Source organism: Pseudomonas sp. TWRC1-2, assembly GCF_049896685.1.
GTDB lineage: Bacteria > Pseudomonadota > Gammaproteobacteria > Pseudomonadales > Pseudomonadaceae > Aquipseudomonas.
In genome coordinates this window covers 1-24,330 of the sequence record NZ_JAFCUU010000015.1, presented here as the reverse complement: position 1 = coordinate 24,330, position 24,330 = coordinate 1, and the positions used below count along the sequence as shown (strand labels likewise).

The window sequence follows — 24,330 nt, the reverse complement described above, 5'->3', positions numbered from 1 at the left end:
CTTCCTCATAAACGTATGGACAGGCCATCGGCCAGTGATTGTCGATAGGCGCGCCACGCGGGCACGCTGCCCATCAACAGCGCAGCGGCGAGAATGCCGGCGAGCAAGGTCCATTCATATTCGCTCGGCCATGACATCGGCAGGTCCAGGCCGTAATTGGCCTGCAAATACCCGCGCGAGGCGGCGATGCACAGGTACAACAAGCCGACGCCAGCGACCACGCCGGACAAGGCCAGGGCGAAGGCTTCAAAGATCAGCAGCGTTGCGATATGCCACGGCCGCGCGCCCACCGAGCGCAAAATGGCCATTTCACGGCGGCGCTCGTTGAGGCTGGTGAGGATCGCCGTAAGCATGCCGATCAAACCGGTCAGCACCACGAACAGCGAGATCACGAACAGCGCTTTTTCGGCGGTGCCCATCATGCTCCACAACTCTTGCAGGGCCACGCCCGGCAATATCGCCAGCATCGGCTCGCCGCGAAATTCATTGATTTCGCGTTGCAGGGCGAAGGTGGAAATCTTGTTGTTCAGGCCGAGCATGAACGCGGTGATGGCCTGTGGCGTGAGGTCCATGTTGCGCGCCTGATCGGCGCTGATGCGGCCTTTGCCCTGGGCCGGCACGCCGTTGTGCCAGTCGATGTGAATGGCTTCCATGCCACCGAGGCTGATGTGCAGCGTGCGGTCCACCGGCGTACCGGTGCGTTTCAAAATACCGACCACGGTGAACGGTTTGTCATCGTGTTTGACCAGGCTGACCACCGCGACACCGTGGGCCAGCACCAGCTTGTCGCCCAGCTTGTAATGCAGCGCCTCGGCGACTTCGGCGCCGAGCACCACTTCAAACGGGTCGGTGGCAAAGGCGCGGCCGCTGGCCAGTTCGAGGTTCTGTTTGCGGCCGTATTGGTAGTGCTCGAAGTAGGATTGGTTGGTGCCCATCACCCGATAGCCGCGGTGCGAGTCGCCGAGGGAAATCGGGATCGCCCATTTCACCTGCGGGCTGGCGGCGAAGTGCTCGTAGCTGTCCCAACGGATGTTGTTGGTGGCGTTGCCGATACGGAACACCGAGTACAGCAGCAAATTGACCGAGCCCGAACGCGCGCCGACGATCAGGTCGGTGCCGCTGATGGTACTGGCAAAACTGTTGCGCGCCTCAACCCGCACGCGCTCCACCGCGAGCAGCAAACAGACTGACAGCGCGATGGCAAAGGCGGTGAGGATCGCGGTAAAGCGGCGGTTAGCCAGGCTGGCCATGGCTAGACGAAACAAATACATCTCAAACCTCTGCGGGCGTGGCGGCGCGATTGAGTTCGGCCAGTGACAGGTGGCGGTCGAACAGCGGCGCGAGGCTCTGGTCATGGCTGACAAACAGCAGGCTGGCGCCAGCGTCGCGGCATTCGGCGAACAACAACTGAATGAAAGCTTCGCGCGCGTCGTAGTCCAGCGCCGAGGTGGGCTCGTCGGCGATCACCAGTTCCGGTTGGCCGATCAGCGCGCGGGCGGCGGCGACGCGTTGTTGTTGGCCGATGGACAGTGAGTCGGCGCGGCGCTCGAGCAGATTGTTGTCGTTGAGGCCCAAATGCGCGAGCAAGGTCGCGGCGGCCTGGTCGACGCTGCCGTGGCGCTGAATCGCGCGTTGCGCGCGCAGCTTGGAAAAGTGGCAAGGCAGCTCGACGTTCTCGCGCACCGACAGAAACGGCAGCAGGTTGAACTGCTGGAAGATGTAGCCGGTGTGGTCCACGCGAAAGCGGTCGCGGGCGCCGGCCGAGAGTTCGGTCAGCTCCTGGCCGAGCAGGCGGATGCTGCCCCGGCTGGGTTTCTGCACGCCGCCGAGAAGGCCGAGCAGCGTGGTTTTGCCGCTGCCGCTCGGGCCTTTGAGAAACAGGGTTTCGCCGGCTTGCAGGCTAAACGCTGGGATGTCCAGCAACTGTGGGTGACCGGGCCAGTTGAAGCCCAGGTCAGACAGTTCGATCAGTGCTTGGGTCATGTGAAATCAATATCGCCTGGTTGTAGAGCGTGGCGCCGATCCAATGTGGGAGCTGGCTTGCCTGCGATGACGGCGGCACATTCAATATGGATGTGTCTGTTATACCGCTATCGCAGGCAAGCCAGCTCCCACATTGACCGTGTTTCAAATCAGAACTTCAGGGTGGCTGCGGTGGCCGTGGCTTCCACACCTTGCTGGCCGCTTGGGCCGATCAGTTGTACCTGAATCTTCTGAGTGGCGGGGAAGGTCTTGAACACCTGGGTCAGGTCGAGGTTGCTCAAGGCCGTCGGCGTGGCGCAGGTGAACTGGTAGTGGGCGTGGATTTCACTGTGGTCATGATGATGTTCGTGGGCGGCTGCGCCTTTGCCGTCGGTGGCGTGGTCATCGTCGTCGTCATCATGATCGGCTTCAGGCTTGTCGCCGAACAGCGGGCTGTTGAGTTCCTGGGTGCTGATCACGCAACCGGCGGCCTTGGGCACATTGAACAGGGCCAACGGGTTTTCCAGCTGTTTGCGCGCTGCAGCGACTTTGGCTTTGTCGGCCGGCGTGCTGGCCTGGTGTTCAAAACCCACGAGGTTCATGGCCGGGCTGTCAAATTCCAGCTCAAGCGCCTGACCGTCGAGTACCGCATTGAGACGGCCGACGCCATGCTCGTGGGCGCCGAGGCTGCCGTGCTCATGTTCGTGATCATCGTGAGCATGGGCAACTGCCAGTGGCAGCAGGGCAAACGGCAAAGCAAGCAGCAGACGGCGCATGAGAAGGCTCCAGAACATGAAAGTTTTGTTATGTGATCTTATAACAATAGTTACAGAGTTTGACCGCCCGCTTGGCGTTGCGCAAGCCGCGTGGGAGCATGCCCGTCAGAAAAGTGCAGGAGTAAGGACGATGTTGCGAATTCGTGGAACGGTCGGCGACGTGCCGGTGGACTTGACCCTGGAGCTGGATGACGGCGATTGGGCGCGCTTGGGCGCCCAGTTGCAGGCCGCGCCTACGCCGAGCGCGCCCGCTGCCGCGCCGGTCAAACACAATGATGATCTGTGGCAGAACGCCCAGGACCTGTTGCGCAAGGCCGGGCAACTCAACGGGCTGGAACTGCTCGATCAGCTGGAAGGCTTGGCCGGTGACGCCGCATCAGGCAAGCGCCTGCTGGTGCGCTTGCGCCATAACGCCAAGGTGAAAGTGACCAGCGGCGGGGATACGCCGCTGTACAGCTGGATCGGCGATTAGTACAGCGCAGCAAATAACTTGCGGCGGTACGCGGTGACCAGCGGGTGGTCATTGCCGAGCAGTTCAAACACCTGCAGCAAGGTCTTGTGCGGCAAGCCTTCGCTGTAGCTGCGGTTGCGGATAAACAGCTTGAGCAAGCCTTCCAGCGCCGCGTCGTATTGCTGACGTGCCAGCTGCTGAATCGCCAACTGATAGGCAGCCTCATCATCCTGTGGGTTTTGCGCCAGGCGGCTTTTCAAGTCGGCGGCGTCCGGCAGCTCGGCGGCCTGGCGCAGGAAGGTGATTTGCGCCTTGGCGCCGGCGAGGGCAGCTTTGTGGTCATCGCTTTTCACGGCGTCGAGCACGGCCTGGGCTTCGCCCAGTTCACCGCGCTCAGCCAGGCAGCGCGCGTACAGGATCAGCGCGCCGGCGTTGGTGTTGTCTTCGCCCAGCATCGTCACCAGCACCGCTTCGGCATCGCTGATGCGGCCTTCGGCAAACAGCGCCTGGGCCTGCTCCAGCGGATCAGCCGCCGCCGGTGGTGGCATCTGCACGTGCGGCTCCAGCATTGCGCGCACCGCCGACTCCGGCTGCGCGCCGGCAAACCCGTCCACCGGCTGGCCGTCCTTGAACAGCACCACAGTGGGCAGGCTCTGAATGCCAAAACGCGCGACGATATCCTGCTCAGCCTCGCAATCGACCTTGGCCAGCAGCAACTCGCCCTGATAACTCTCGGCAATTTTCGCCAACATTGGCATCAACGCCTTGCACGGCGCGCACCACTCCGCCCAGAAATCCACCAGCACGGGTTTCTCGAAGGAGTTCTGGATCACTGCCTGGTCGAAGTTGGCGGTGGTGACGTCGAAGATGTACGGCGTGGGCTCACTCATGGGGCGTCTCGAATAAAGCGGGAATGGGGCAACTATAAGGTGATGGAGTCCAGATCGCTATCGCGGGCAAGCCGCTCCCACACTTGACCGCGTTCCCTTGTGGGAGCGGGCGTGCCCGCGATGGCCTCAAGCGCGCCGCGAATGGTACAGGCTCACCTTGCGAAACTCCCAAGGCTCGGCCAGGTCCGGCAGGGTCAGTGCCTCAAGGATCTCCAGGCGTTGATAAGCCGGGTGCTGGAAGTCGCGCACGCGCGAATCTGCTACCAGCGCTTCACGGCCGCGCGTCAGGAATTGATCAAGCAGCGGCAGGTTGGCGCGGTCGTAAAGCACGTCGGCCACCAGGATCAGGTCGAAGCGATCGGCTTCGGCGAAAAAATCGGCTGAATAATCCAGGGTCACACCGTTGAGTTCGGCATTCGCCCTGCAGGATGCCAACGCCAGCGGGTCTAAATCACACGCGACCACTTCCAGCGCGCCCGCCTTGACGGCGGCAATCCCGGCCACGCCAGAGCCTGCGCCAAAATCCAGCACGCGCTTGCCGGCAACCCACTCGGGGTGCGCCGCCAGGTAGCGCGCCAGCGCCAGACCGCTGGCCCAGCAGAAACTCCAATAGGGCGGCTCATGCAGGATGCGCCGGGTTTCTTCGGGACTGAAGGCGCGGTCCATATTGTCCGCGTCCAGCAGCCACAACGACAGCTCGGTGCCCGGCAGCGGGCAGGGCACCAGTTGCGCGTCGCCGATCAGCTCGCTCAGGGCGCGTTGCAGGTCCAGCGGTGGCGTCATGGCGCCGGGACGAGTTGCAGCGGGCCGGTGGCCTGGGTAATTGCCTGGGTGATGCGCACGGCGGGCAGGTGCAGGATCAACTGGCCAGACTGGCTGGCGCGACCGCGCAATTCAACCCGCGCACCGGCCGGGAAGGCTTCCGGGTTAAAGCGCAGGCGGAACGCCAGGGGCTTGCCATTGCCGGTCAACACGCTGCTGGCGAGCAGCTGTTGCGGGCGGTTGCGCTCGTCAATCACCAGCAGGGCCAGTTCGACTTCGGCGTTGGCCGGCACGCCGTTGAGGGTGCCGTTGATTTCGCGCTGGTAAGCCGGCAGCGGGCCGAGGTCTTCAATGCCGGGCACTTTTTTCTCTTGGGCGGGCGTCGGTTGAGGCGCCGAAGGCTTGGGGGCTTCGCTGCTGCAGGCGACCAGAAAACTGAACAGGGCGAGTAAAACAAGTGGTCGTAACTGCATGTACGGCTCCAGAAAGGGCAAAATCCGTGGCTTTAAAATAAAGAAACATATAAGCCTGCCTATATACCGTAAAGGCTATGGCTTGTCTTGCCACAGGGATGCGCTACCATGGCCCTCCCTTTTTTTGTTGCCTGCCACCATGCACTGTCCCTTCTGCGGTGCCAACGACACCAAGGTCATTGACTCGCGTCTGGTCGCCGAGGGCGATCAAGTACGTCGCCGGCGCGAATGCCTGGCCTCTGGCTGCGGTGAACGTTTCACCACCTTCGAAACCGCCGAACTGGTATTGCCACGTCTGATCAAGTCCGACGGCAGCCGCCAGCCTTTCGACGAAGACAAACTGCGCGCCGGTATGCAGCGCGCCCTGGAAAAACGCCCGGTGAGTGTCGAGCGGCTGGAGGCGGCGCTGGTGCACATCAAGCACAAGCTGCGTGCGACCGGCGAGCGCGAGGTCAAGAGCCTGGTGGTTGGAGAGCTGGTGATGGGCGAGCTGCAAAAGCTCGACGAAGTCGCCTATATCCGTTTCGCCTCCGTGTATCGACGCTTCCAGGACCTCAACGAGTTCCGCGAAGAGATCGACCGCCTGGCCCGTGAGCCTGCCAAAAAATGAACCCTCCGTCTGCCGAACAAGCTGTCCTCGACGCCCATTACATGGCCCGCGCCCTCGAATTGGCGCGCAAGGGCGTGTACACCACCCACCCCAACCCGCGTGTGGGCTGCGTGATTGTGCGTGACGGGCAGATTGTCGGCGAAGGCTGGCACGAGCGCACCGGCGAACCGCATGCCGAGCCGAATGCCCTGCGCGCCGCCGGTGCCAAGGCGCGTGGCGCCACGGTGTATGTGACCCTGGAGCCGTGCAGCCACCACGGACGCACGCCGCCGTGTGCCGATGCACTGGTGACTGCCGGTGTGGCGCGCGTGGTGGCCGCAATGCAGGACCCGAACCCGGAAGTGGCCGGGCGTGGCATGCAGCGCTTGGCGCAAGCCGGTATCGAAACCCGCAGCGGCGTGCTGGAAAGCGAAGCGCGCGCGCTGAACCCGGGCTTCCTCAAGCGCATGGAGCACGGCCTGCCGTTTGTGCGGGTCAAGTTGGCGATGAGCCTGGACGGCCGCACCGCGATGGCCAGCGGCGAAAGCCAATGGATCACCGGCCCGGCCGCCCGCGCCGCCGTACAGCGCCTGCGTGCCGAGGCCAGTGTGGTGCTGACCGGCGCCGACACGGTGCTGGCCGATGGCGCGCGTCTGACGGTACGCGCCGACGAGTTGGGCCTGGACGATGAAACCACCGCACTTGCCATGTCGCGCCCGCCGTTGCGCGTGTTGATCGACGGGCGCCTGCGGGTGCCGCTCAACGCGCCGTTCTTCAAGGCCGGCCCGGCGTTGGTCATCACCTGCGTGACCGCGGAAAACCAGTTCCCCCGTGGCCCCGAATGCCTGGTGGTGCCGGGCGTTGATGGTCAGGTCGACCTGCGCTCGGCCCTGGTGGCCCTGGCCGCCCGTGGCGTCAACGACGTGCTGGTGGAAGCCGGCCCGAGCCTGGCCGGTGCGTTTGCCCAGCAAGGGCTGGTGGACGAGTACGTGATATTCGTCGCCGGCAAGTTCCTCGGCTCCGCCGCCCGGCCTCTGCTGGACTGGCCGCTTGAGAAACTGGCCGATGCCCCCCCACTCAAGATCACTGACATGCGCGCTGTAGGCGACGACTGGCGAGTCACTGCCATCCCTATGCCAGCAGCGAGCGTATAATTCCCGGCCCGCGCTTGAGCGACAGCCCCCTCGTTTTCAGGAGAACGAAATGTTCACCGGCATTATCGAATCCATCGGCAGCATCCGTGCAATGACTCCCAAAGGCGGCGACATCCGCCTGCTGGTTGAAACCGGCAAGCTGGACCTGGGCGACGTCAAGCTGGGCGACAGCATCGCCGTCAGCGGCGTGTGCCTGACCGTCATCGAGCTGCCTGGCAACGGCTTTGCCGCCGACGTCAGCCGGGAAACCCTGGACTGCACCGCGATGAACGACCTCAAGGCCGGCAGCCCGGTCAACCTGGAAAAAGCTCTGACCCCGACCACGCGCCTGGGCGGCCACCTGGTCAGCGGCCACGTTGATGGCGTCGGCGAAGTGGTTTCGCGCAGCGAAAACGCGCGGGCCGTGGAATTTCGCATCCGCGCCCCCAAAGAGCTGGCCAAGTACATCGCCCACAAAGGCTCGATCACCGTCGACGGCACCAGCCTGACCGTGAACGCCGTGAATGGCGCAGAATTTGAACTGACCATCATTCCCCACACCCTGAGCGAAACCATCATGGCCTCGTACCAGCCAGGTCGCCGGGTGAACCTGGAAGTCGACTTGCTTGCCCGTTACCTGGAGCGCCTGCTGTTGGGCGATAAGGCCGCAGAGCCTACTGCCGGGAACATCACTGAAAGTTTTTTAGCCGCTAACGGCTACCTTAAATCCTGACCAAGGGGGTGCCGAGTGGCGCTCAATAGCATCGAAGAACTGGTTGAAGACATCCGCCAAGGCAAGATGGTCATCCTGATGGATGACGAAGACCGTGAAAACGAAGGCGACATCATCATGGCCGCCGAGGCCTGCAAGGCTGAGCACATCAACTTCATGGCCAAGCACGCGCGTGGGCTGATCTGCATGCCCATGAGCCGCGAACGCTGCGAGCTGCTCAAGCTGCCCTTGATGGCGCCGCGCAACGGGTCGGGTTTCGGCACCAAGTTCACCGTATCGATTGAAGCGACCACCGGCGTGACCACCGGTATTTCTGCGGCCGACCGCGCGCGCACCGTGCAAGCCGCCGCCGCCAAAGACGCCAAGGCCGAAGACATCGTCAGCCCCGGCCACATCTTTCCGCTGATGGCCCAGCCGGGCGGCACCCTCGCGCGTGCCGGCCACACCGAAGCCGCCTGCGACCTGGCGCGCATGGCCGGTTTCGAGCCGAGCGGGGTGATCTGCGAAGTGATGAACGACGACGGCACCATGGCTCGTCGCACTGAACTTGAAGCGTTTGCGGCTGAACACAACCTCAAGATCGGCACCATTGCCGACCTGATTCACTACCGCATGATCCATGAGCGTACCGTTCAGCGGATTGCCGAGCAGCCACTGGACAGCGAACTGGGCCAATTCAATTTGGTGACCTACCGTGATTCAGTGGAAGGTGACGTGCACATGGCCCTGACGCTGGGGAACATTTGCGCCGAAGAACCGACCCTGGTGCGCGTGCACAACATGGACCCGCTGCGCGACCTGCTGATGGTCAAGCAGCCCGGCCGCTGGAGCCTGCGCGCCGCCATGGCTGCGGTCTCCGAGGCAGGCAGCGGTGTGGTGCTGTTGCTCGGTCACCCGTTGGACGGCGATGTATTGCTGGCGCATATCCGCGAAACCGCCGACCACGTGCCGGTGAAAAAACCGACCACCTACAGCATCGTCGGTGCCGGTTCGCAGATCCTTCGTGACCTGGGCGTACGCAAAATGCGCCTGATGAGCGCGCCAATGAAATTTAATGCGATATCCGGTTTCGACCTGGAAGTTGTAGAATACGTGCCCTCCGAATAAAGGCCGGCGATTTTTGCCCCTTGTTCGCGGTTAAATCATCACTGAGGGACGCACTTTTCGCGTCCCGGCTCTTTAAGAGATTTGTCGAATGACCCTGAAGACCATCGAAGGTACCTTCATCGCCCCCAAAGGCCGCTATGCCCTGGTGGTTGGCCGCTTCAACAGCTTCGTGGTTGAAAGCCTGGTAAGCGGTGCCGTTGACGCCCTGGTTCGCCACGGTGTGAGCGAGAGCGATATCACTCTCATCCGTGCCCCTGGCGCCTTCGAAATTCCACTGGTTGCGCAAAAAGTTGCTCAGCAGGGTGAATACGCGGCGATCATCGCCCTAGGCGCGGTCATTCGTGGCGGCACCCCGCATTTCGAATACGTGGCCGGCGAATGCACCAAGGGCCTGGCCCAGGTGTCCATGGAGTTCGGCGTGCCTGTCGCTTTCGGCGTGCTGACCGTGGATTCCATCGAGCAAGCCATCGAGCGTTCCGGCACCAAGGCCGGTAACAAAGGCGCTGAAGCTGCCCTGTCCGCGCTGGAAATGGTCAGCCTGCTGTCGCAGTTGGAGGCCAAGTGATTTCCGACGAGAGCGATCAGTTCAACCCCCAAGACCCGCGCCCTGCGGATGCCGGCAAGCCGTCCAAAAGCGAGAAGCGCCGTAAAGCGCGTCAACTCGCGACTCAGGCGCTGTACCAGCGTCTGATGGCCGGCGCTTCGCTGAACGAAATCGAAGCGCAGTTCCGCGTCGACAACGACTTCACGTTTGCCGACCAGAGCTACTTCCACGACATCCTGCACGGTGTGCATGCCAACCTGACCGAGATCGACACGGCGCTGGCACCTTGCCTGGACCTGACGATCGAAGAGCTGGACCCGGTTGAACTGTGCGTTATGCGCCTGTCCACCTGGGAACTGCTCAAGCGCGTTGACGTGCCGTACCGCGTGGTGATCAACGAAGGGATCGAGCTGGCCAAAGTATACGGTTCGACCGACGGCCACAAGTTCGTCAACGGCGTGCTCGACAAGCTGGCCCCGCGCCTGCGTGAAGCCGAAGTGAAGGAACACAAGCGCTAAGTCGCGCTGACCTTCCCAATGGGTGAGTTCGAGCTGATCCGCAACTACTTCGCCGCCGCGCCCTGTGCGCAGGGCGGCGAAGGCATTGCCCTCGGGATCGGCGACGACTGCGCCTTGCTGGCGCTCCCCGCCGGGGAGCAGCTGGCAATCTCCACCGATACGTTAGTGGCCGGCGTGCATTTTGCCGACCCGTGTGACCCGTTCCTGCTCGGCCAGCGCTCGCTGGCCGTGGCAGTGAGCGACTTGGCCGCCATGGGCGCCCATCCGCTTGCCTTTACCCTTGCCCTGACAACGCCGACGGTCGATGCCGATTGGCTGCAACGCTATGCCCAGGGTTTGAACGCCATGGCGCAAAGCTGCGGCGTCGGCCTGGTGGGCGGCGACACCACGCGTGGGCCGCTGAGCCTGACCCTGACCGTGTTTGGCCGTGTGCCGGCCGGGCAGGCGTTGACGCGCAGCGGTGCGCAACCGGGTGACTTGCTGTGTGTAGGCGGTGAGCTGGGCAATGCTGCCGGTGCGTTGCCGCTGGTGCTGGGCCAACGCACGGCGGATACGGCGATTGCCGAGCCGCTGCTGGCGCACTACTGGTCGCCACAACCGCAACTGGCGTTGGGCCTGGCGCTGCGGGCAAAGGCCACATCGGCCATGGATATCTCCGACGGGTTGTTGGCCGATTGCGGGCATATCGCCAAGGCGTCGGCTGTCAGCCTGGTGATTGAGCGTCAGCAATTGCCGTTGTCGGCGGCCTTGCTGGCGTTTCTCGGTGATGACCAGGCGCGCGTGGCGGCCCTGAGCGGGGGCGACGACTACGTATTGGCGTTCACGTTGCCGCCGGCCGAGCTGGCGCCGTTGCAGGCTGCTGGTTGGCCGATCCACGTGATCGGTCGGGTCGAGGCGGGGCAGGGCGTCACCTTGCTCGATGCCACAGGGCAAGACATCACACCGGCCGTGCGTGGCTATCAGCATTTTCACGAAACACCGTAAGCCAGCGACCTGCGCTACCCTCTATACGGATATCACGGTGTGTGGGGTTGTGTCGTTATGGATGTACGTCGTTGGCTGCTGGTGGTGCTGTGTGCACTTGCCTCGCTGGTCCAAGCAGATGAGGGCCCGGTCCCTGGCAAGATCACGCTGGCCAGTGAGGAATGGAACGACTACACCAACAAAGATGGCAGCGGCCTGGCCTGGGACTTATTGCGCCAAATCTTCGAGCCCGCCGGCATCACCCTGCAAACCCGCAGCGAGCCCTATACCCGCTCGGTCGGCCTGGCCCAGCGCGGCGAGGTGGATGGCTGGGTCGGTGCCTATCGCGATGAAGCCAGCGGCGTGTTGTACCCGCACTGGAATTTCGACTCGGACCACATCTACGCCCTCGGGCTGGCAACGACGCCGACGCCAAGCCTCGCCACGCTGGGCAATTACCGCCTGGCCTGGGTACGCGGCTACAAGTACGAGGAGTACTTGCCCAACCTGCGTCACTTCAACCAGATCGAACGCCGAGACGGCATCCTGCCGATGCTGCAGCACGGCCGCGCCGACTTCTACATCGACTCGCTCACCGAAGCCAGGTACGTGCTTGGCCAGGCGGACGATCCTTCGCAGTTCAGGCTCACGCCTATCGCCGAGCTGCCGCTTTACATAGGCTTTGCCGACACTGAGCGCGGCCGGGCCTTGATGGCGGTGTATGACCAGCGCATGGCGGCTTTGGTCAAAAGCGGCGAACTGAAGCCGATTTTCGGACACTGGAAGCAGCCTTACCCGTTCTGACCTGCATAGAACCGGGACGAAGGCCAATCGAACCTATTGATCTTTATCAGCGATAATTCAGCTTAAGCGTCTGTAGGAACCTGCTGTTACAATGGCGCCCTCTGTGAAATCTGAAATCAGGAGCACACGGTGCCCGTCGTTTTCGTCGCCGCTTCCAAGCTGCCTACCCCTTTTGCCACGTTCACCATGAACGGCTTTCTCGAAGAGGCCACTGGCCGCGAGCACGTCGTGCTCAGCCTGGGTGACATCGCCGACGGCGCGCCGGTGCTTGGCCGCGTGCACTCCGAGTGCCTGACCGGCGACGCATTGTTCAGCCAACGCTGTGACTGCGGTTCGCAACTGGAAGCCGCCATGCGCGCCATCGCCCGCGAAGGCCGTGGCGTGCTGCTGTACCTGCGCCAGGAAGGCCGTGGCATCGGCCTGATGAACAAGATCCGCGCCTACGAGCTGCAAGACGGCGGCGCCGATACCGTCGAAGCCAACGAACGCCTGGGCTTTGCCGCCGACCAGCGTGACTATGCGATCTGCCTGCCGATGCTCGAGCACCTGGGCGTGAAATCCCTGCGCCTGATGACCAACAACCCGCGCAAGGTCAAAGCCTTGACCGAGATGGGCATCACCGTGGCCGAGCGCGTGCCGCTGCACACCGGGCAAAACCCGCACAACAAACTCTACCTGGCGACCAAAGCCAGCAAGCTCGACCACATGATGGGCAACGAGCACCAAGGCGAGGTCGACCGCGCGTGACCCGTGGCCAGGTGAAACGGCGACTGTCCTTCAACTGGTGGCAGTACCTGGCCCTGGCATTGCTGCCGTTATTCGTGATCAACCTGGTATTTGGCCAGGCCCAGTCCCTGCTTCCCGTATTGGCCATGCCGTTCTTTATTGGCGGCGTGGCCTCGATGTTTTTGAGCCTGCGTTATTTTAACGGCTATAAACACGCGCTGATCGCCACCGCCAAAGCCCTCGATACTGCCGAAGAACCGGCTGCCTGGATCACCCTCGCGGCCCGTCGTCGCACGGCCTTGCTGGTGGCGGCCCTACCGGCCTGGATCGGCGCGTTGGCGGTGTTTGTCGGTCTGGAAGCGGTGCCGCTGTTTTTGCTGGCGCTGTCCACCCTGGTGCTGTTTTACCTCTACCGCATCCCGCGTCAATTGGGATGATGCGCTACTGGCTGGCGGTGCTGCTGCTGGCATTCAGTGCCCAGGCGCTGGCGGTCCAGCGCGTCGTCAGCCTGGCGCCTTCGCTCTCTGAAATCGTGGTTGAACTGGGCGCTGCCGATTTGCTGGTGGGCGTGCTTGACGGCGGCGAACGACCGGCGGTGCTGGCCGAAGTGCCGTCGGTTGGGCATTACGGACAACTGAACATGGAACGCCTGCTCAGTCTCAAACCGGACCTGATCCTGTTGTGGCCCGGCAGCGTCGGCCCTGCGCAGCGCGAGCAATTGCAGCGTCTGAATATTCCCGTGTATGTCGCCGAACCCCATAGCCTCGAACAACTGACCACCCAGGTTCAAGCAATCGCCGAGCAATTGGGCCGCGCCGACGCCGGTCGGCAATTAGCCGCGCAGTTGCGTCTGCGCCTGGCCGAACTGCGCCAACGCTATCAGCGTGCCGAGCCGCTGCGGGTGTTTTATCAGGTATGGAACCAGCCGCTGTACACCGTGGGCGGCGGGCAGATCATCAGCGACGCGCTGAGTGTGTGCGGCGCGCGCAATGTGTTCGATGACCTGAAGCTGCCGGCGCCGCAGGTCAGCATCGAGTCGGTGTTGCAGCGCAATCCCGAGGTGATTCTGGCCGGGGATCAGCCGCAGTTGAACGCCTGGAAGGCCTGGCCGCAGATCGCCGCCGTGGCACAGGGACGCTTGCTGTTGGTGCCGGACAAAGGCCTGGAGCGGCCCAGCGGCCAGATGGTCGAGGCGGTGGCCGAGCTCTGCGCGTTGATTGCCCCGCAACGCTAGCGTGCGGGAGGCGTGTTGTCCTACCGATTAATAAGATTCTTCCGTTGAGTGGCTCGGCCAGCAGCGGATTACTCTATGGCCCGCGATGCGTGCCGCATGGCGATTATTCCACTACAGGAGGTGGCCATGCGTCGTTTGATCATCGGTGTTTCTACTGCCCTTTTGCTGACCGGCTGCGCGACGCTGGAAGGTGTCTCAACGTTGATGAATTTCTGGGCTGATCCGCTGGTAGAGAAGGCTGGCCGAGGCGAAAGAACCTCCAAGCAGGACATTCTCGCTATCCAGCAGCCCAAGCGCATCACCCCGATTCGTAGTGGCAGCTCACAGTGTTTTGACTATGAACTGGAAAGCCAAGGCAAAAAAAAGGACTTCTACGTCGGCTTTACCGAGGCCGGCCGTGTTAACGCCTATGGGTTTATAGACTGCGCCGAGGCCATCAAGGCCGGGTATCTGAGTACGAATGAGCCCATGCGCGAGCGTCGTTGAGGCGCCAAGGGGAGCGGCGCACATGACCCTGCCACTGCAATGCTCGTTCCGACAGCGAGCCATTGCCTGAAAGGTCAATCGATAGGTCGAGGCGCCGGGGCGTTGGTTACAGCTTCGGGGTCCAGGTCAGCCCGAGCATCCAGGTCTGTCCCGCTTCGCGGTAGTCCTGATTATTGGAAAAGTCCGAAGCGTTATAGCTGTAGCGGGCGCGGGCGTATTGGCGGTCCAGCAGGTTGTCGACCTTTAGTGAAATACGGATTTCACGGCTCACCGCCCAACTGCTGCGCAACCCCAGCAGTGCGTATCCACCCAGGCGGTTGCGGTTTTTTTCGTCGTCGTAGCTGCTGCTGATGACCTGCCAACTGGCCCCCAGTCCCAACTTGTCAAATTGTCGATCCAGATCCAGGTTCAACGTGCGGCGTGCACGACGGGCCAGGGTGTGGCCCGTGTCACGGTCGCGCGGGTTGATAAAGGCGGCGCCCAGGTTACTCTGCCAACCAAACAGCTCCTGCTTGAGCGCCGCTTCAAACCCATCGACACGCGCCGACGCCACGTTTTGCGGCTTGCTGGTGCTGTCGAGGATGATCGCGTTGCTTAACTGGGTGCGATACAGCGAGGCTTCCAGGCGCGTGCTGTCACTCAGTTGGCTGCGCCATTGCAGCTCGTAGCTCTTTGACGTTTCGGGCTGCAAGTTGGGGTTGCTGTACTTCGTGTCAGGGTAATAAAGGTCGTTGAAGGTCGGCGCGCGAAAGCCTTCGCTGTAGCTCAGCAGCACGTCATTGTCGGGGTTGATCGGCACGGTGAGGGTGCCGCTCCAGCTGTTCTGGCCGCCGAACTGCTGGTTCTGGTCGCGGCGCAGGCCCAGTTCGGTGGAGAACCACTCGCCGTGGAAGCGATGCTGCACAAAGGCGGCCCGGTTCCAGCGGCTGTTTTCGGTGAAGGTGGTTGAACCGTGGAAACGGTCTTCGTACCAGTCGCCGCCGAGGATCAAGCTGTTCTGGTCATTCAGCGTCAGGTCGTTTTGCCAGTTGATCGAGTCGCGATAGGTATTGAACACGCTGAAATCATCGCTGAGCGTATCGCGCTTGGTATCGAGGTTCTCGCTGTGGCCCAGTTCCAGGCGCGACTGCCAGTGCGCATTGAGCTTGGCGTCGACATAACCGCTGGCGCTGCTCACGGTGTAATCGGTGTAGGGTTTCTGCCCGACAGTTTGCCCGGAAGCGGCGTCGTAACGGCCGAAGCTGTTGTCGTACTCTGACTTGCCACGGTTATCCAACAGATTGAAACCAACCTCCAGTTCGTCGCTGAAAGCATGGCTGAGGTTGAGGCTGATGGATTGATTGCGGTAGGCATCATGGTCGCCGTCGCTGGGAAACGACTCACGCGTTGAGTTGATACCCGCCGTGTCATCCAGGCTCGCGCCCAGGTTGAAACGCGTGTGTTCATCACCGCCGGAAAGACCGACGCTGCGCTCCCAGGTCTGGTGGCTGCCAAACCCCAGTTTCAAGCGTGGCTGCAGGCCTTGCTCGGCATTACGCCGAGTGAATATCTGGATCACGCCGCCAATCGCGTCGCTGCCGTAGATCACCGAGCGCGAGCCGCGCAGCACTTCCACGCGTTCAATCTGATCGACGTTCAGGTATTGCAGCCCGCTGTCGCCGGAGGTGGTGTTGGCGATGCGCTGGCCATCGACCAGCACCAGGCTTTGCGCGGATTTGGTGCCACGAATATAGATGCCCGGCAAACTGCCACGGCCGCCGGTGGGTGCCACTTGTACGCCGGGTACGCGGCTGAGCAGGTCGGTCACGCTGGTGGGTTGCAGGCGGTCGATGTCATCACGGGTGAACACGGTGTTGGCGGCGCTGCTGTCGTTGCGCGCCTGGACCTGGCGGTTGGCGCTGATGACTACATCGGGGAGTTTCAGTGCGTCGTCACGCTCGAAGCTGTCGGCCAGCAGGTCGGGGGCGGGGAGCAGTAGCAAGGGCAGGGCAAGGCGAAGACGGTTCATGGGCTGTCCATAGCATTTATCAGCAATACAAAACCAATGTGGGAGCTGGCTTGCCTGCAATGCAGGCACCTCGGTTTGTCAGTAAAACCGAGGTGATGCTATCGCAGGCAAGCCAGCTCCCACATTTTTTGAGCCGGTTTCTACAGGCCTAGCAGTGCCATGCGCGCGCGCACCGACGCTTCGATACCCGCCTCGTCCAGCCCACACTCTGCCAGCATCTGCGCCGGCTTGGCGTGTTCGACGTACACATCCGGCAAGCCCTGGTGCAGCACCGACTTGAGGATGTTCTCCCGCGCCAGGAACTCGCTGACTGCCGCACCCGCGCCGCCCATGATGGCGTTTTCTTCGACGGTCACCAGCAGCTCATGGCTAGCGGCAATGTCGCGTACCAGGGCTTCGTCCAACGGTTTGACGAAACGCATGTCGACCACGGTGGCGTCGATCTTCTCAGCGACTTTCAGCGCTTCGGCCAATTGCACGCCGAACACCAGAAACGCCGTCTTGCTGCCCTGGCGCCGCACGATCCCTTTACCGATCTCGATCGGCTCCAGGTCTTTCTCGATCACTGCGTTCGGGCCATTGCCGCGCGGGTAACGCACGGCGGCCGGGCCGTTGTACAGGTGGCCGGTGCTGAGCATCTTGCGCAGTTCGTTCTCATCACTCGGCGTCATCACCAGCATGCCGGGGATGCAGCGCAAGTAGGACAAATCGAAACTGCCGGCGTGGGTCGGGCCGTCTTCGCCGACCAGGCCGGCGCGGTCGATGGCAAACAGCACGTCGAGGTTTTGCACCGCCACGTCGTGAACCAGTTGGTCGTAACCGCGCTGCAGGAAGGTGGAGTAGATCGCGACCACCGGCTTGGCGCCTTCACAGGCCATGCCGGCGGCGAACGTCACGGCGTGCTGCTCGGCAATCGCCACGTCGAAATAGCGCAGCGGGAAACGCTCGCTGAACGCCACCAGGTCGGAGCCTTCCTTCATCGCCGGAGTGATGCCCACCAGGCGCGAGTCGGCCGCGGCCATGTCGCACAGCCACTCGCCAAACACACCGGAGTACTTGGGCCCGCTGGCCTTTTTCGGCGCGGCGGCGGGGGCGTTGAGCGGTTCGAGTTTGGTGATCGCGTGGTAGCCGATCGGGTCAACTTCGGCCGGGGCGAAGCCTTTGCCTTTCTTGGTGACGATGTGCAGGAACTGCGGGCCCTTGAGGTCACGCATGTTGCGCAACGTGGCGATCAGGGTTGGCAGGTCATGGCCATCGATGGGGCCGATATAGTTCCAGCCCAGTTCTTCGAACAGGGTGCCGGGCACCAGCATGCCCTTGGCGTATTCTTCAGTGCGGCGCGCAATTTCCCACGCGCCGGGCAGACGCGAGAGCACCTTTTTGCTGCCTTCGCGCATGCTGGCATAGGTGCGGCTGGAAAGAATTTTTGCCAGGTAATTCGACAGGCCACCGACATTGCGCGAAATCGACATGTCGTTGTCGTTGAGGATCACCAACATGTTGGCGTTCACTTCCGGCGCATGGTTCAGGGCTTCGAAGGCCATGCCGGCGGTCAACGCGCCATCACCGATCACCGCGATTGCCTTGCGATCGCTGCCTTGCAGGCGGGCGGCAATGGCCATGCCCAGCGCTGCGCTGATGGAGGTGCTGGAGTGGCCGACGCCAAAGGTGTCGTACTCGCTCTCGGCGCGACGCGGGAAGGCGGCCAGGCCGTCCTTCTGGCGCAGGGTGCCCATGCGCTCGCGACGGCCGGTAAGGATTTTATGCGGATACGCCTGGTGGCCCACGTCCCACACCAGCCGGTCGTCCGGGGTGTCGAACACGTAATGCAGGGCGATGGTCAGCTCGATGACGCCCAGGCCGGCACCAAAATGCCCACCGGTCTGACCGACCGTGTAGAGCAATTCCAGGCGCAACTCATCGGCCAGGGTTTCCAGCTCGGCTTCACCCAGTCGACGCAGGCCGTCCGGCGTGGCAGCACGGTCGAGCAGTGGCGTGGACGGGCGTTTGCGGGGAATCTCTTGAAACGTCGTGGGCATCAGGCGAATCGTTATAGGTATAGAAGAGGCGGCAGTTTACCTCAAGCGGTGCAAACTGCCCACGCAGAGCGCCGAACTTGGCCGATATGCGGCTGCAATGGCCGCCATTCTCAGTGGCGGCGTTCGACGATATACCGCGCCAGGTCGCGCAGAGGCTCGGCCGCCGCGTCGAAAGGTCGCAGGGCATCCAGGGCTTGGTCGCGCAGTTCCAGGGCATACGCCTTGGCCGCTTCAAGGCCAAGCAAGGCCGGATAGGTCGGTTTATCGCGTGCGGCATCCGCGCCTTGGCGTTTGCCCAGGGTCGCGGTGTCACTTTCGACGTCGAGAATGTCGTCCTGCACCTGAAACGCCAGGCCGACGGCCCGGGAATAGGTCTGCAGGGCGGCCAATTGCGCAGCGTCGGCACGGCCACTGGCCAACGCACCCAAGTGCACGGCGGCTTCGATCAGCGCGCCGGTCTTGTGGCGATGCATATGTTCCAGGGCCTGTTGATCCAGCTTGAGGCTGACCGAACCCATGTCGATCGCTTGCCCGCCGACCATACCGGCCGGGCCTGCGGCCAGGGCGAGGGCGGTCACCATGCGCAGGCTGTTTTCTGCGTTCACGCTATTTAAGCGCGGGTCGAGCAGGGCGCTGAACGCCAGGCTCTGCAGGCCATCGCCGGCCAAAATGGCATAGGCTTCATCGAAGGCTTTGTGGGTAGTCGGCTGGCCGCGACGTAAATCATCGTCGTCCATCGCCGGCAAATCGTCATGCACCAGGGAATAGGCGTGAATCAGCTCCACCGCACACGCCGCGCCATTGGCCTGCTCGGCCGGCGCGCCCAGCGCTTCACACGCCGCATACGCCAGCAACGGGCGCACACGCTTGCCGCCATTCATCACGCTGTAGCGCATGGCATCGTAGAGACGCTTCATTTCCGGGCTTGGCGCAACAAACAAGGGCTCGAGCGCCGCGTTGACCCGGGCTTGGCTACTGGCCTGATACGCGTCGATCATTCCGGCTGTTCCGCATCGAAAGGTTCTTCGGCCAACTCCCCGTCACGTTCCAGCAGAACCTGGACCTTCTGCTCCGCCTGCGCCAACGCGCTCTGGCAGTCGCGCGTCAGGCCGATGCCTTGCTCGAACGCCGTCAACGAGTCTTCCAGCGACAACTCGCCGTTCTCCAGACGCTCGACCAGTGTTTGCAGGTCAGCGAGGGATTGTTCGAAATCGAGTGCAACTTTTTTGCGGGCCATGGCGGCTATTCCGGTAGACGGTAAACCGGCGCGACACTAGCAGACATGGGGATTGTGGGCAAATGAGCGGGTGGCTTCAGTCGCTTCAGCTATTGATTTGATAGCGCGTACTACGGCCTCCGCCAGGCAAACGGACCAGGCAGTTTTTTTCCAACAGATCAGTAAGATGCCGGGTTGCGGTGGCCTTGGACACCTTCGCCACTGCCTGGTACTGCGCGGCGTTGATGCCGTGTTCGAAGCCTTTTTCACCGCCGTCGAGCAGGCGGTTGAGTACCTTGATCTGTTCGGCAGATAACGAGAGGTCGCGGTGCTGCTGCCAAAACCGGGTCTTGGCCAGAACTCGGTCAATTCGCGCCATCGCCTGCTCCAGGCTGCGCAGCAAGGTTTTCAGGAACCATTCCAGCCAAGCGGTGATATCCAGTGTGGCCTTCTGGCTGGATTCCAATGCGTTGTAGTAACCGGCGCGATCCTCAAGAATGCTGGCTGACATGGCATAAAAACGGATGGCCTGATGCTCGCCTTGTGCCAATGCCAAGTCAGTGATTGCCCGGGTCAGGCGACCATTGCCGTCATCGAACGGATGCAGCGTGACAAACCAGAAGTGCGCGACGCCGGCGCGAACCAACGGGTCCAGCTCTGGCTGGTTGCGGCTGGTTTCGAACCATTCGAGGAAGTCATCCAGCGCTTGCTCCAGTCCCCGGCGCGGTGGCGCCTCGAAATGGACCTTCGGCCGATCCAGTCGCCCCGAGACCACCTGCATGGGCTCATCTCCCCTCAGAGCGCCGACATTGAGCGCGCGCGCGGCAAAGCCCGCTTCCGGGGTCGGGAACAACCAGTGCTGCCAGTTCAATAAGCGCGCAAGGGTGAACGGCTGTGCGAATTGTTTGGTGGCGTCCATCATCAATTCGGCGAGGCCTTCACTGCGGCGGCTCACCTGGCCATCTTGCAGTGCCTCCAGGCCCAAGCGGCGCGCCAAAGAGGATCGCACGGAGCCGACATTCAGCTGCTCGCCTTCGATTGCCGAAGACGTCAGGATGTTTTGCAGCAAAGCATCCAGCTCATTCTGCGCACTGACCGCCTGACTAACGGAGCCGAGCATGCCTAGCAGCTTGCCTTGGGCTTGCGTGCACTCGCGCACCAAGACAGCCAGGCGTCCGGGCTGCCAATGGAAGTGGGGCCAGTCAGTGTGTTGCCAGATCCAGGAAGGAGAATCCATGAAGGCGTACCTAGGTGCGTGAGCCGAATAAATGGGCTATTCGGCTCATTCAGTGAGCCGATTGTGCATTCTATTCGGCTCATCGTGCTGTTTTCAAACTATTCGAGAGAGTCATTAGCCGCTTGCTCCAAGCCTCGGCGTGGATATGCTTCAAAATCTAGAGCTTTGCGCTGGACGCCTTTTTGTGAATACAAAAAGGCGATGGGGGCTGATCTCACTGTCAGGCTCAGCGAAAGCTAGCGTCAACTCTTTGAACTTTTAATTTAATAAAGTGCTCGTTACATTCGGGGTGTTCGTAGTGGATATCTTCATCGCTCAGCGAAGTGAAAGTAAGAAAAGTCTCATTGAGTAGCTCTCCGTAGAGGAAGTAGCAATAACCATAATTCGCCTTTTCAGCCCGTATTTTCCTCGGTTCAACCCGTTCAATCTCGTAGTCGTCGGAAAGGTTTAGGGTGAGTTCTATGTCGTAGGTTTCTCCAACTTCGATAGTGTAGGGGCAGTAGCTGACAAAACAGTTTATAGCTGTTCCCTCAATGAGAAATATCACATCATCATTTGCATGCTTATTGAGTGCTATCACTTTTCCTTTTTTATAGTGGTTTGTTATAGGGTCTGATGACTTTTTCAGTAGAGTAATCATTTGTCGTCCTTCAGAAGTCTTTTTGGCATACGGAGGGGGATACGGTCGGTTTTATTTCTCGCCGGTTCTCATATGAAGCCTGCGTTGGAGGACCGCGCGATAGTAGTGGTGATGTTTGCCTGGGCGATCAGCGATTCGGTGCTGGAGAGGTGTTTAAAAAACTGGGCGGGTGGAGGTTGGTGCGGTTGGATACGTATTTTCATTTGCCGTTTTGTTCGGTGTCGGGGTTGCTGATGGCCGCGTGAGGGAAAGTTGTTTTTCCAGGGATAAGCCCAACTAACGCAATCATGGTCGTCCATGTAGATCAAAAATCCAAAGCTCTTGTCCGTCATCCAGAATGGGTATCCAGTGGTATCAGATAAAATACGCTCAAGTTGTTGGGGAGAGGCGATTTCCCATGCTCTATAGGATGTGTCGAACACAACGAAAATCAACTGATCACTTTGAATGTGTTTTGATACCTCTTGCCAGAAATCAGGGTTGTACTCCGTGCGGTTAACCCGTAACTGAGTTGGATCAAGATGGTTGGCACTCTCGCAGAAAAACACGTTGCGAAGAGATGCGATTAATATATCTAAGTCTTCGGGGGCAAGTTTTCTACTCTGAATACTTAAGTTTTCTAAGCTTTCGTCGATCTCTGCTTCTAGGTTACTCATTGTGCAATACCAATCCTGGAGCGGTTGACGGGGGTTAGATTCAGCAAGATATGGCCTCTTTTGGCACCTCCGTTACCGCGCTTTCCGGCAGTCTGGTAGCCAATATGAGGTGAGCGTGGGCCGTTGGTACTCGGGACCGGCAAAGGGTTATCTATATGTTGTCGACAGTTTTGCTGATGCGCCGACCAAATGGGTCATAGCGGTAGCTGGCTGTTTGCCCGTTGGGTTGGGTGATGCTAATTAGCCGGTGCTGACAGTCGTAGCGATATTCGGTGACGAGTTGATTGGGTGCCGGGTTCACTTATTTTTTGAGGGTGAACCTTGGTATCTGGTGAGTAGGTTTGTTGTGATTAGCAGGCTTGCCCTGGGTTCGGCTGCGCAGCAGCCTCGAAACTGGCGGCGCGGTTTTGGTTTTCAAAGCGCGTCGCCCTTATTGGGGCTTCTGCGCAGCGCGAGCAAGCTCGCCCGCCACAGGTAAAGATCGAATGGTCTATTTAGAGGTAGTCTTTCAACACCTTTCAAGGCTGTATAAAGTATAAATTAGATGTGGAACCTTCGATTTTCTTGGCTTTTCCCTTTTTTAGGTACTCGTTGAATTCGCGTTCCAAGGATTCTTTGTTGGTGTATTTTTTGTATTTGCATGGTAACTCACATGCGTACATGTACAGCCGCCATGCGTCGAAGCCGTCGACTCTTCCGTCAGGGCCATAATCAAAGTCGATACATATTTCGGATAGGTAAACACAGCAACCAATTCCGTGCAGTTCGTAGGTTACATCACCATTAACCTTCCCGCACCGCGGGATTTTGTTGGTTCGCCACAGTCGGAGAATATTTTTAGTGCCGAATGAGCACTCAAGCAAATCAGTTGCCTTCTTTACGTGCTCTAAATACTCTGCGATCAAATTTTCAAGTGTATGAGCTTTCATCGTCTTGGCCTATTTAACCTATCCAGCCCAGCTGTATTTGACGCATCCACCACTTCCTTGGTGTTCTTAAACACGCTTTCGTGGCTTTCTATATTTTCAATCAGTTTTATGGTGACCATCGTATGTGTTCGTCTGGCGGCTGCAGCTCGATGGTGGCCGTCTATAATGTAGCGCCGTTCGTTATGCTCAAGCACTTCAATGGGTTGGTTAATATCGTATCCATTGCTTCGCATATTGCCAGAAATCTCCTCAACCTTTTTGGTTGAACGCTTCCCTTCAATGCTATGTGTCCGACTCAACGTTTCTGCATCAACTCCATGGATAAGAGGAGCGGAAGGGAGCCCTTCATCTACCCGGGTAATTTGGGCTGTATCGTCCGCACCTGTTTGGGGCTTGCAACCGTTCTCACCCGGGCAGCTATGCAAGCCCTGAGGGTCCACCCACCCCGTAGGGTTGGGCACGTACTGGTACGCGTTGATCCCACCCGCCAGCTTCACGGGGTCGGGTGTCAGGTAACGACCGATATCTGGATTGTAGTAGCGATGGCGGTTGTAGTGCAGTCCGCTTTCCGGGTCGAAGTATTGGCCCTGGAAACGTAGCGGATTGTCGACTTTGTTTATGTCGAGGCGGCTGATTTGGCCGTAGGCGCGGTAGTGCGCAGACCAGACGATTTCGCCGTCGAGGGCTGTGAGTTCCTGCGGGGTGCCGAGGTGGTCGAGTTGGTAGTGGAAGGGCTGGGTATGTTTTGGACCAAAGCCCTCCAGCAGGACCAGCGGACGGAAACTGTCCGGCTCGTAGATATAACTGCGATGCCTGTCCGCGTGATGCTCCGCAACCTGCTTGTCGCCTTGCCAGAAAAACTCCGTCGTTATGTCGTCGACGGTTTTGCTGATGCGCCGACCAAACGGGTCGTAGCAGTAGCTCGCGGTTTGGCCGTTGGGTTGAGTGATACCAATCAACCGATGCTGGCAGTCGTAGCGGTACTCGGTAACGAGTTGATGACCCTTACCGCGTCTTTGGCGGATCAGATTGCCGAACGCGTCATAGTCGTAATGATGATCGCCCTGAATCACCAACCGATTCCCCGCCACGATGTCCGGACCGGGGCGGTCCTGCATCAGCAGGTTGCCCGCCGGGTCGTGGCCAAAGCGCTCTTGCACGTCTTGCGAGTGATCCGCTCGAGTCAGGCGGGCGAGCGGATCGTAGTGGTAGTGGTGTTCACCTTTGCGCGTATCGAGCAGGCGGGTCAGGTTGCCGGATTTGTCGTAGTCGTAGTGGCGGCGGTAGAACTTGTGCTCCTGTTGAGTCACCGCGTGGGCGTGTAGACGGTGTTGCTCGTCGTAGTCGTAATGGCTGAGCAGTTGGCCTTGTTGGCGCTGGCGTTCTTTTCCGTTGTTGAACAGGTGAGAGGTGAGGGTTTTGCCGTTCAGCTCGACGGTGGCGAGGTGGCCGCT

The 24,330-nt window shown here is 60.7% G+C and carries 29 protein-coding genes and 1 pseudogene; 13 read left to right on the top strand and 17 right to left on the bottom strand.

The genetic code is table 11. The annotated features are described in order from the left end of the window. Nucleotides 1–5: 5 nt before the first annotated feature. The 3 genes from ACP7B3_RS28445 to ACP7B3_RS28435 form a co-directional block, all read right to left on the bottom strand. Complete coding sequence (locus ACP7B3_RS28445) at nt 6–1,271, bottom strand: ABC transporter permease (RefSeq protein WP_262208822.1); 1,266 nt, start codon at nt 1,269–1,271, stop codon at nt 6–8. A 1-nt stretch (nt 1,272) separates the two neighbouring features. Next, nucleotides 1,273–1,983 carry an ABC transporter ATP-binding protein gene (locus ACP7B3_RS28440; RefSeq protein WP_426182647.1) on the bottom strand — a complete coding sequence of 237 codons (711 nt, stop codon included), beginning with the start codon at nt 1,981–1,983 and terminating at the stop codon, nt 1,273–1,275. 149 nt (nt 1,984–2,132) lie between these two features. Then, the gene (locus ACP7B3_RS28435; RefSeq protein WP_426182644.1) at nt 2,133–2,738 is read right to left on the bottom strand and encodes a DUF2796 domain-containing protein; all 606 of its coding nucleotides are present in this window, start codon (nt 2,736–2,738) and stop codon (nt 2,133–2,135) included. A 130-nt stretch (nt 2,739–2,868) separates the two neighbouring features. Between ACP7B3_RS28435 and ACP7B3_RS28430 the strand changes: the two genes are divergently transcribed. After that, nucleotides 2,869–3,210, top strand: a complete 342-nt coding sequence (locus tag ACP7B3_RS28430) for a hypothetical protein (RefSeq protein ID WP_369302409.1) — start codon at nt 2,869–2,871, stop codon at nt 3,208–3,210. Here the strand turns inward: ACP7B3_RS28430 and trxA are convergent. The 3 genes from trxA to ACP7B3_RS28415 all read right to left on the bottom strand — a co-directional run bounded on the left by trxA (nt 3,207) and on the right by ACP7B3_RS28415 (nt 5,314). Then, on the bottom strand, nt 3,207–4,079 hold the full coding sequence (gene trxA, locus ACP7B3_RS28425) for a thioredoxin (RefSeq protein ID WP_145162632.1): 873 nt from the start codon (nt 4,077–4,079) through the stop codon (nt 3,207–3,209). The two genes, ACP7B3_RS28430 and trxA, sit on opposite strands and share 4 nt — an antisense overlap. A gap of 126 nt (nt 4,080–4,205) precedes the next feature. Continuing rightward, a complete protein-coding gene (locus tag ACP7B3_RS28420) occupies nt 4,206–4,862 on the bottom strand; it encodes a class I SAM-dependent methyltransferase (protein WP_426182641.1) in 657 nt (218 codons plus the stop codon). Beyond that, a complete protein-coding gene (locus tag ACP7B3_RS28415; protein WP_145162626.1) occupies nt 4,859–5,314 on the bottom strand; it encodes a YbaY family lipoprotein in 456 nt (151 codons plus the stop codon). Before ACP7B3_RS28415 ends, ACP7B3_RS28420 begins: the two co-directional genes overlap by 4 nt. 139 nt (nt 5,315–5,453) lie before the next feature. On the opposite strand from ACP7B3_RS28415, the gene nrdR reads away from it, so the two are divergent. The 12 genes from nrdR to ACP7B3_RS28355 all read left to right on the top strand — a co-directional run bounded on the left by nrdR (nt 5,454) and on the right by ACP7B3_RS28355 (nt 14,151). After that, nucleotides 5,454–5,924, top strand: coding sequence for a transcriptional regulator NrdR (nrdR, locus tag ACP7B3_RS28410; RefSeq protein WP_164487963.1), 471 nt, complete (start codon nt 5,454–5,456; stop codon nt 5,922–5,924). Beyond that, nucleotides 5,921–7,057 (top strand): bifunctional diaminohydroxyphosphoribosylaminopyrimidine deaminase/5-amino-6-(5-phosphoribosylamino)uracil reductase RibD, encoded by a 1,137-nt coding sequence (ribD, locus tag ACP7B3_RS28405; RefSeq protein ID WP_426182636.1) that lies wholly within the window; start codon nt 5,921–5,923, stop codon nt 7,055–7,057. The genes nrdR and ribD overlap by 4 nt, the downstream gene beginning before the upstream one ends. A 49-nt stretch (nt 7,058–7,106) precedes the next feature. Then, entirely contained in the window at nt 7,107–7,769 is a 663-nt protein-coding gene (locus ACP7B3_RS28400; protein ID WP_145162620.1) for a riboflavin synthase, read from the top strand. Between the two features lie 15 nt (nt 7,770–7,784). Continuing rightward, nucleotides 7,785–8,876 carry a bifunctional 3,4-dihydroxy-2-butanone-4-phosphate synthase/GTP cyclohydrolase II gene (gene ribBA / locus ACP7B3_RS28395; protein WP_242201374.1) on the top strand — a complete coding sequence of 364 codons (1,092 nt, stop codon included), beginning with the start codon at nt 7,785–7,787 and terminating at the stop codon, nt 8,874–8,876. An 88-nt stretch (nt 8,877–8,964) separates the two neighbouring features. Then, nucleotides 8,965–9,441 carry a 6,7-dimethyl-8-ribityllumazine synthase gene (gene ribH / locus ACP7B3_RS28390; protein WP_003194576.1) on the top strand — a complete coding sequence of 159 codons (477 nt, stop codon included), beginning with the start codon at nt 8,965–8,967 and terminating at the stop codon, nt 9,439–9,441. Continuing rightward, nucleotides 9,438–9,938 carry a transcription antitermination factor NusB gene (gene nusB / locus ACP7B3_RS28385; protein ID WP_017135996.1) on the top strand — a complete coding sequence of 167 codons (501 nt, stop codon included), beginning with the start codon at nt 9,438–9,440 and terminating at the stop codon, nt 9,936–9,938. The genes ribH and nusB overlap by 4 nt, the downstream gene beginning before the upstream one ends. Nucleotides 9,939–9,956: 18 nt before the next feature. After that, nucleotides 9,957–10,922 carry a thiamine-phosphate kinase gene (gene thiL, locus ACP7B3_RS28380; protein WP_426182631.1) on the top strand — a complete coding sequence of 322 codons (966 nt, stop codon included), beginning with the start codon at nt 9,957–9,959 and terminating at the stop codon, nt 10,920–10,922. A gap of 57 nt (nt 10,923–10,979) precedes the next feature. Next, nucleotides 10,980–11,705: a substrate-binding periplasmic protein gene (locus ACP7B3_RS28375; RefSeq protein WP_416364926.1), complete on the top strand. Its 726-nt coding sequence runs from the start codon at nt 10,980–10,982 to the stop codon at nt 11,703–11,705. 129 nt (nt 11,706–11,834) lie between these two features. Beyond that, nucleotides 11,835–12,452, top strand: coding sequence for a GTP cyclohydrolase II (ribA, locus tag ACP7B3_RS28370; RefSeq protein WP_017135999.1), 618 nt, complete (start codon nt 11,835–11,837; stop codon nt 12,450–12,452). Then, the gene (locus ACP7B3_RS28365) at nt 12,449–12,868 is read left to right on the top strand and encodes an MFS transporter (RefSeq protein ID WP_369302414.1); all 420 of its coding nucleotides are present in this window, start codon (nt 12,449–12,451) and stop codon (nt 12,866–12,868) included. The genes ribA and ACP7B3_RS28365 overlap by 4 nt, the downstream gene beginning before the upstream one ends. Next, nucleotides 12,865–13,665, top strand: a complete 801-nt coding sequence (locus ACP7B3_RS28360) for a cobalamin-binding protein (protein WP_426182626.1) — start codon at nt 12,865–12,867, stop codon at nt 13,663–13,665. The genes ACP7B3_RS28365 and ACP7B3_RS28360 overlap by 4 nt, the downstream gene beginning before the upstream one ends. Nucleotides 13,666–13,791: 126 nt before the next feature. Next, on the top strand, nt 13,792–14,151 hold the full coding sequence (locus tag ACP7B3_RS28355; protein WP_145162603.1) for a transcriptional regulator: 360 nt from the start codon (nt 13,792–13,794) through the stop codon (nt 14,149–14,151). 106 nt (nt 14,152–14,257) lie between these two features. On the opposite strand, the gene ACP7B3_RS28350 is transcribed toward ACP7B3_RS28355, so the two are convergent. From ACP7B3_RS28350 to ACP7B3_RS28300, 11 genes and pseudogenes are all read right to left on the bottom strand, one after another. Next, on the bottom strand, nt 14,258–16,159 hold the full coding sequence (locus ACP7B3_RS28350) for a TonB-dependent receptor domain-containing protein (protein WP_426182623.1): 1,902 nt from the start codon (nt 16,157–16,159) through the stop codon (nt 14,258–14,260). A gap of 140 nt (nt 16,160–16,299) precedes the next feature. After that, on the bottom strand, nt 16,300–18,198 hold the full coding sequence (gene dxs / locus ACP7B3_RS28345; RefSeq protein WP_426182620.1) for a 1-deoxy-D-xylulose-5-phosphate synthase: 1,899 nt from the start codon (nt 18,196–18,198) through the stop codon (nt 16,300–16,302). Between the two features lie 110 nt (nt 18,199–18,308). Further along, the gene (gene ispA, locus ACP7B3_RS28340) at nt 18,309–19,196 is read right to left on the bottom strand and encodes a (2E,6E)-farnesyl diphosphate synthase (protein WP_369302417.1); all 888 of its coding nucleotides are present in this window, start codon (nt 19,194–19,196) and stop codon (nt 18,309–18,311) included. Then, on the bottom strand, nt 19,193–19,435 hold the full coding sequence (locus tag ACP7B3_RS28335) for an exodeoxyribonuclease VII small subunit (RefSeq protein WP_003176346.1): 243 nt from the start codon (nt 19,433–19,435) through the stop codon (nt 19,193–19,195). The genes ispA and ACP7B3_RS28335 overlap by 4 nt, the downstream gene beginning before the upstream one ends. 85 nt (nt 19,436–19,520) lie before the next feature. Further along, entirely contained in the window at nt 19,521–20,651 is a 1,131-nt protein-coding gene (locus ACP7B3_RS28330) for a Fic family protein (protein ID WP_426182617.1), read from the bottom strand. A 226-nt stretch (nt 20,652–20,877) separates the two neighbouring features. Continuing rightward, entirely contained in the window at nt 20,878–21,291 is a 414-nt protein-coding gene (locus ACP7B3_RS28325; RefSeq protein ID WP_426182614.1) for a hypothetical protein, read from the bottom strand. A 68-nt stretch (nt 21,292–21,359) separates the two neighbouring features. After that, on the bottom strand, nt 21,360–21,947 hold the full coding sequence (locus ACP7B3_RS28320) for a hypothetical protein (RefSeq protein WP_426182611.1): 588 nt from the start codon (nt 21,945–21,947) through the stop codon (nt 21,360–21,362). Beyond that, nucleotides 21,944–22,090, bottom strand: coding sequence for a polymorphic toxin type 47 domain-containing protein (locus tag ACP7B3_RS28315; RefSeq protein WP_426182608.1), 147 nt, complete (start codon nt 22,088–22,090; stop codon nt 21,944–21,946). The genes ACP7B3_RS28320 and ACP7B3_RS28315 overlap by 4 nt, the downstream gene beginning before the upstream one ends. A 14-nt stretch (nt 22,091–22,104) precedes the next feature. Beyond that, nucleotides 22,105–22,230 (bottom strand): annotated as a pseudogene (locus ACP7B3_RS28310) (RHS repeat domain-containing protein); the annotation flags it as partial. Between the two features lie 235 nt (nt 22,231–22,465). Beyond that, nucleotides 22,466–22,876 carry a DUF6896 domain-containing protein gene (locus tag ACP7B3_RS28305; protein WP_106580255.1) on the bottom strand — a complete coding sequence of 137 codons (411 nt, stop codon included), beginning with the start codon at nt 22,874–22,876 and terminating at the stop codon, nt 22,466–22,468. Then, nucleotides 22,873–24,330: RHS repeat-associated core domain-containing protein (locus ACP7B3_RS28300; RefSeq protein ID WP_426182605.1), on the bottom strand; the 1,458-nt coding region annotated here is incomplete at its 5' end. The genes ACP7B3_RS28300 and ACP7B3_RS28305, both read right to left, overlap by 4 nt.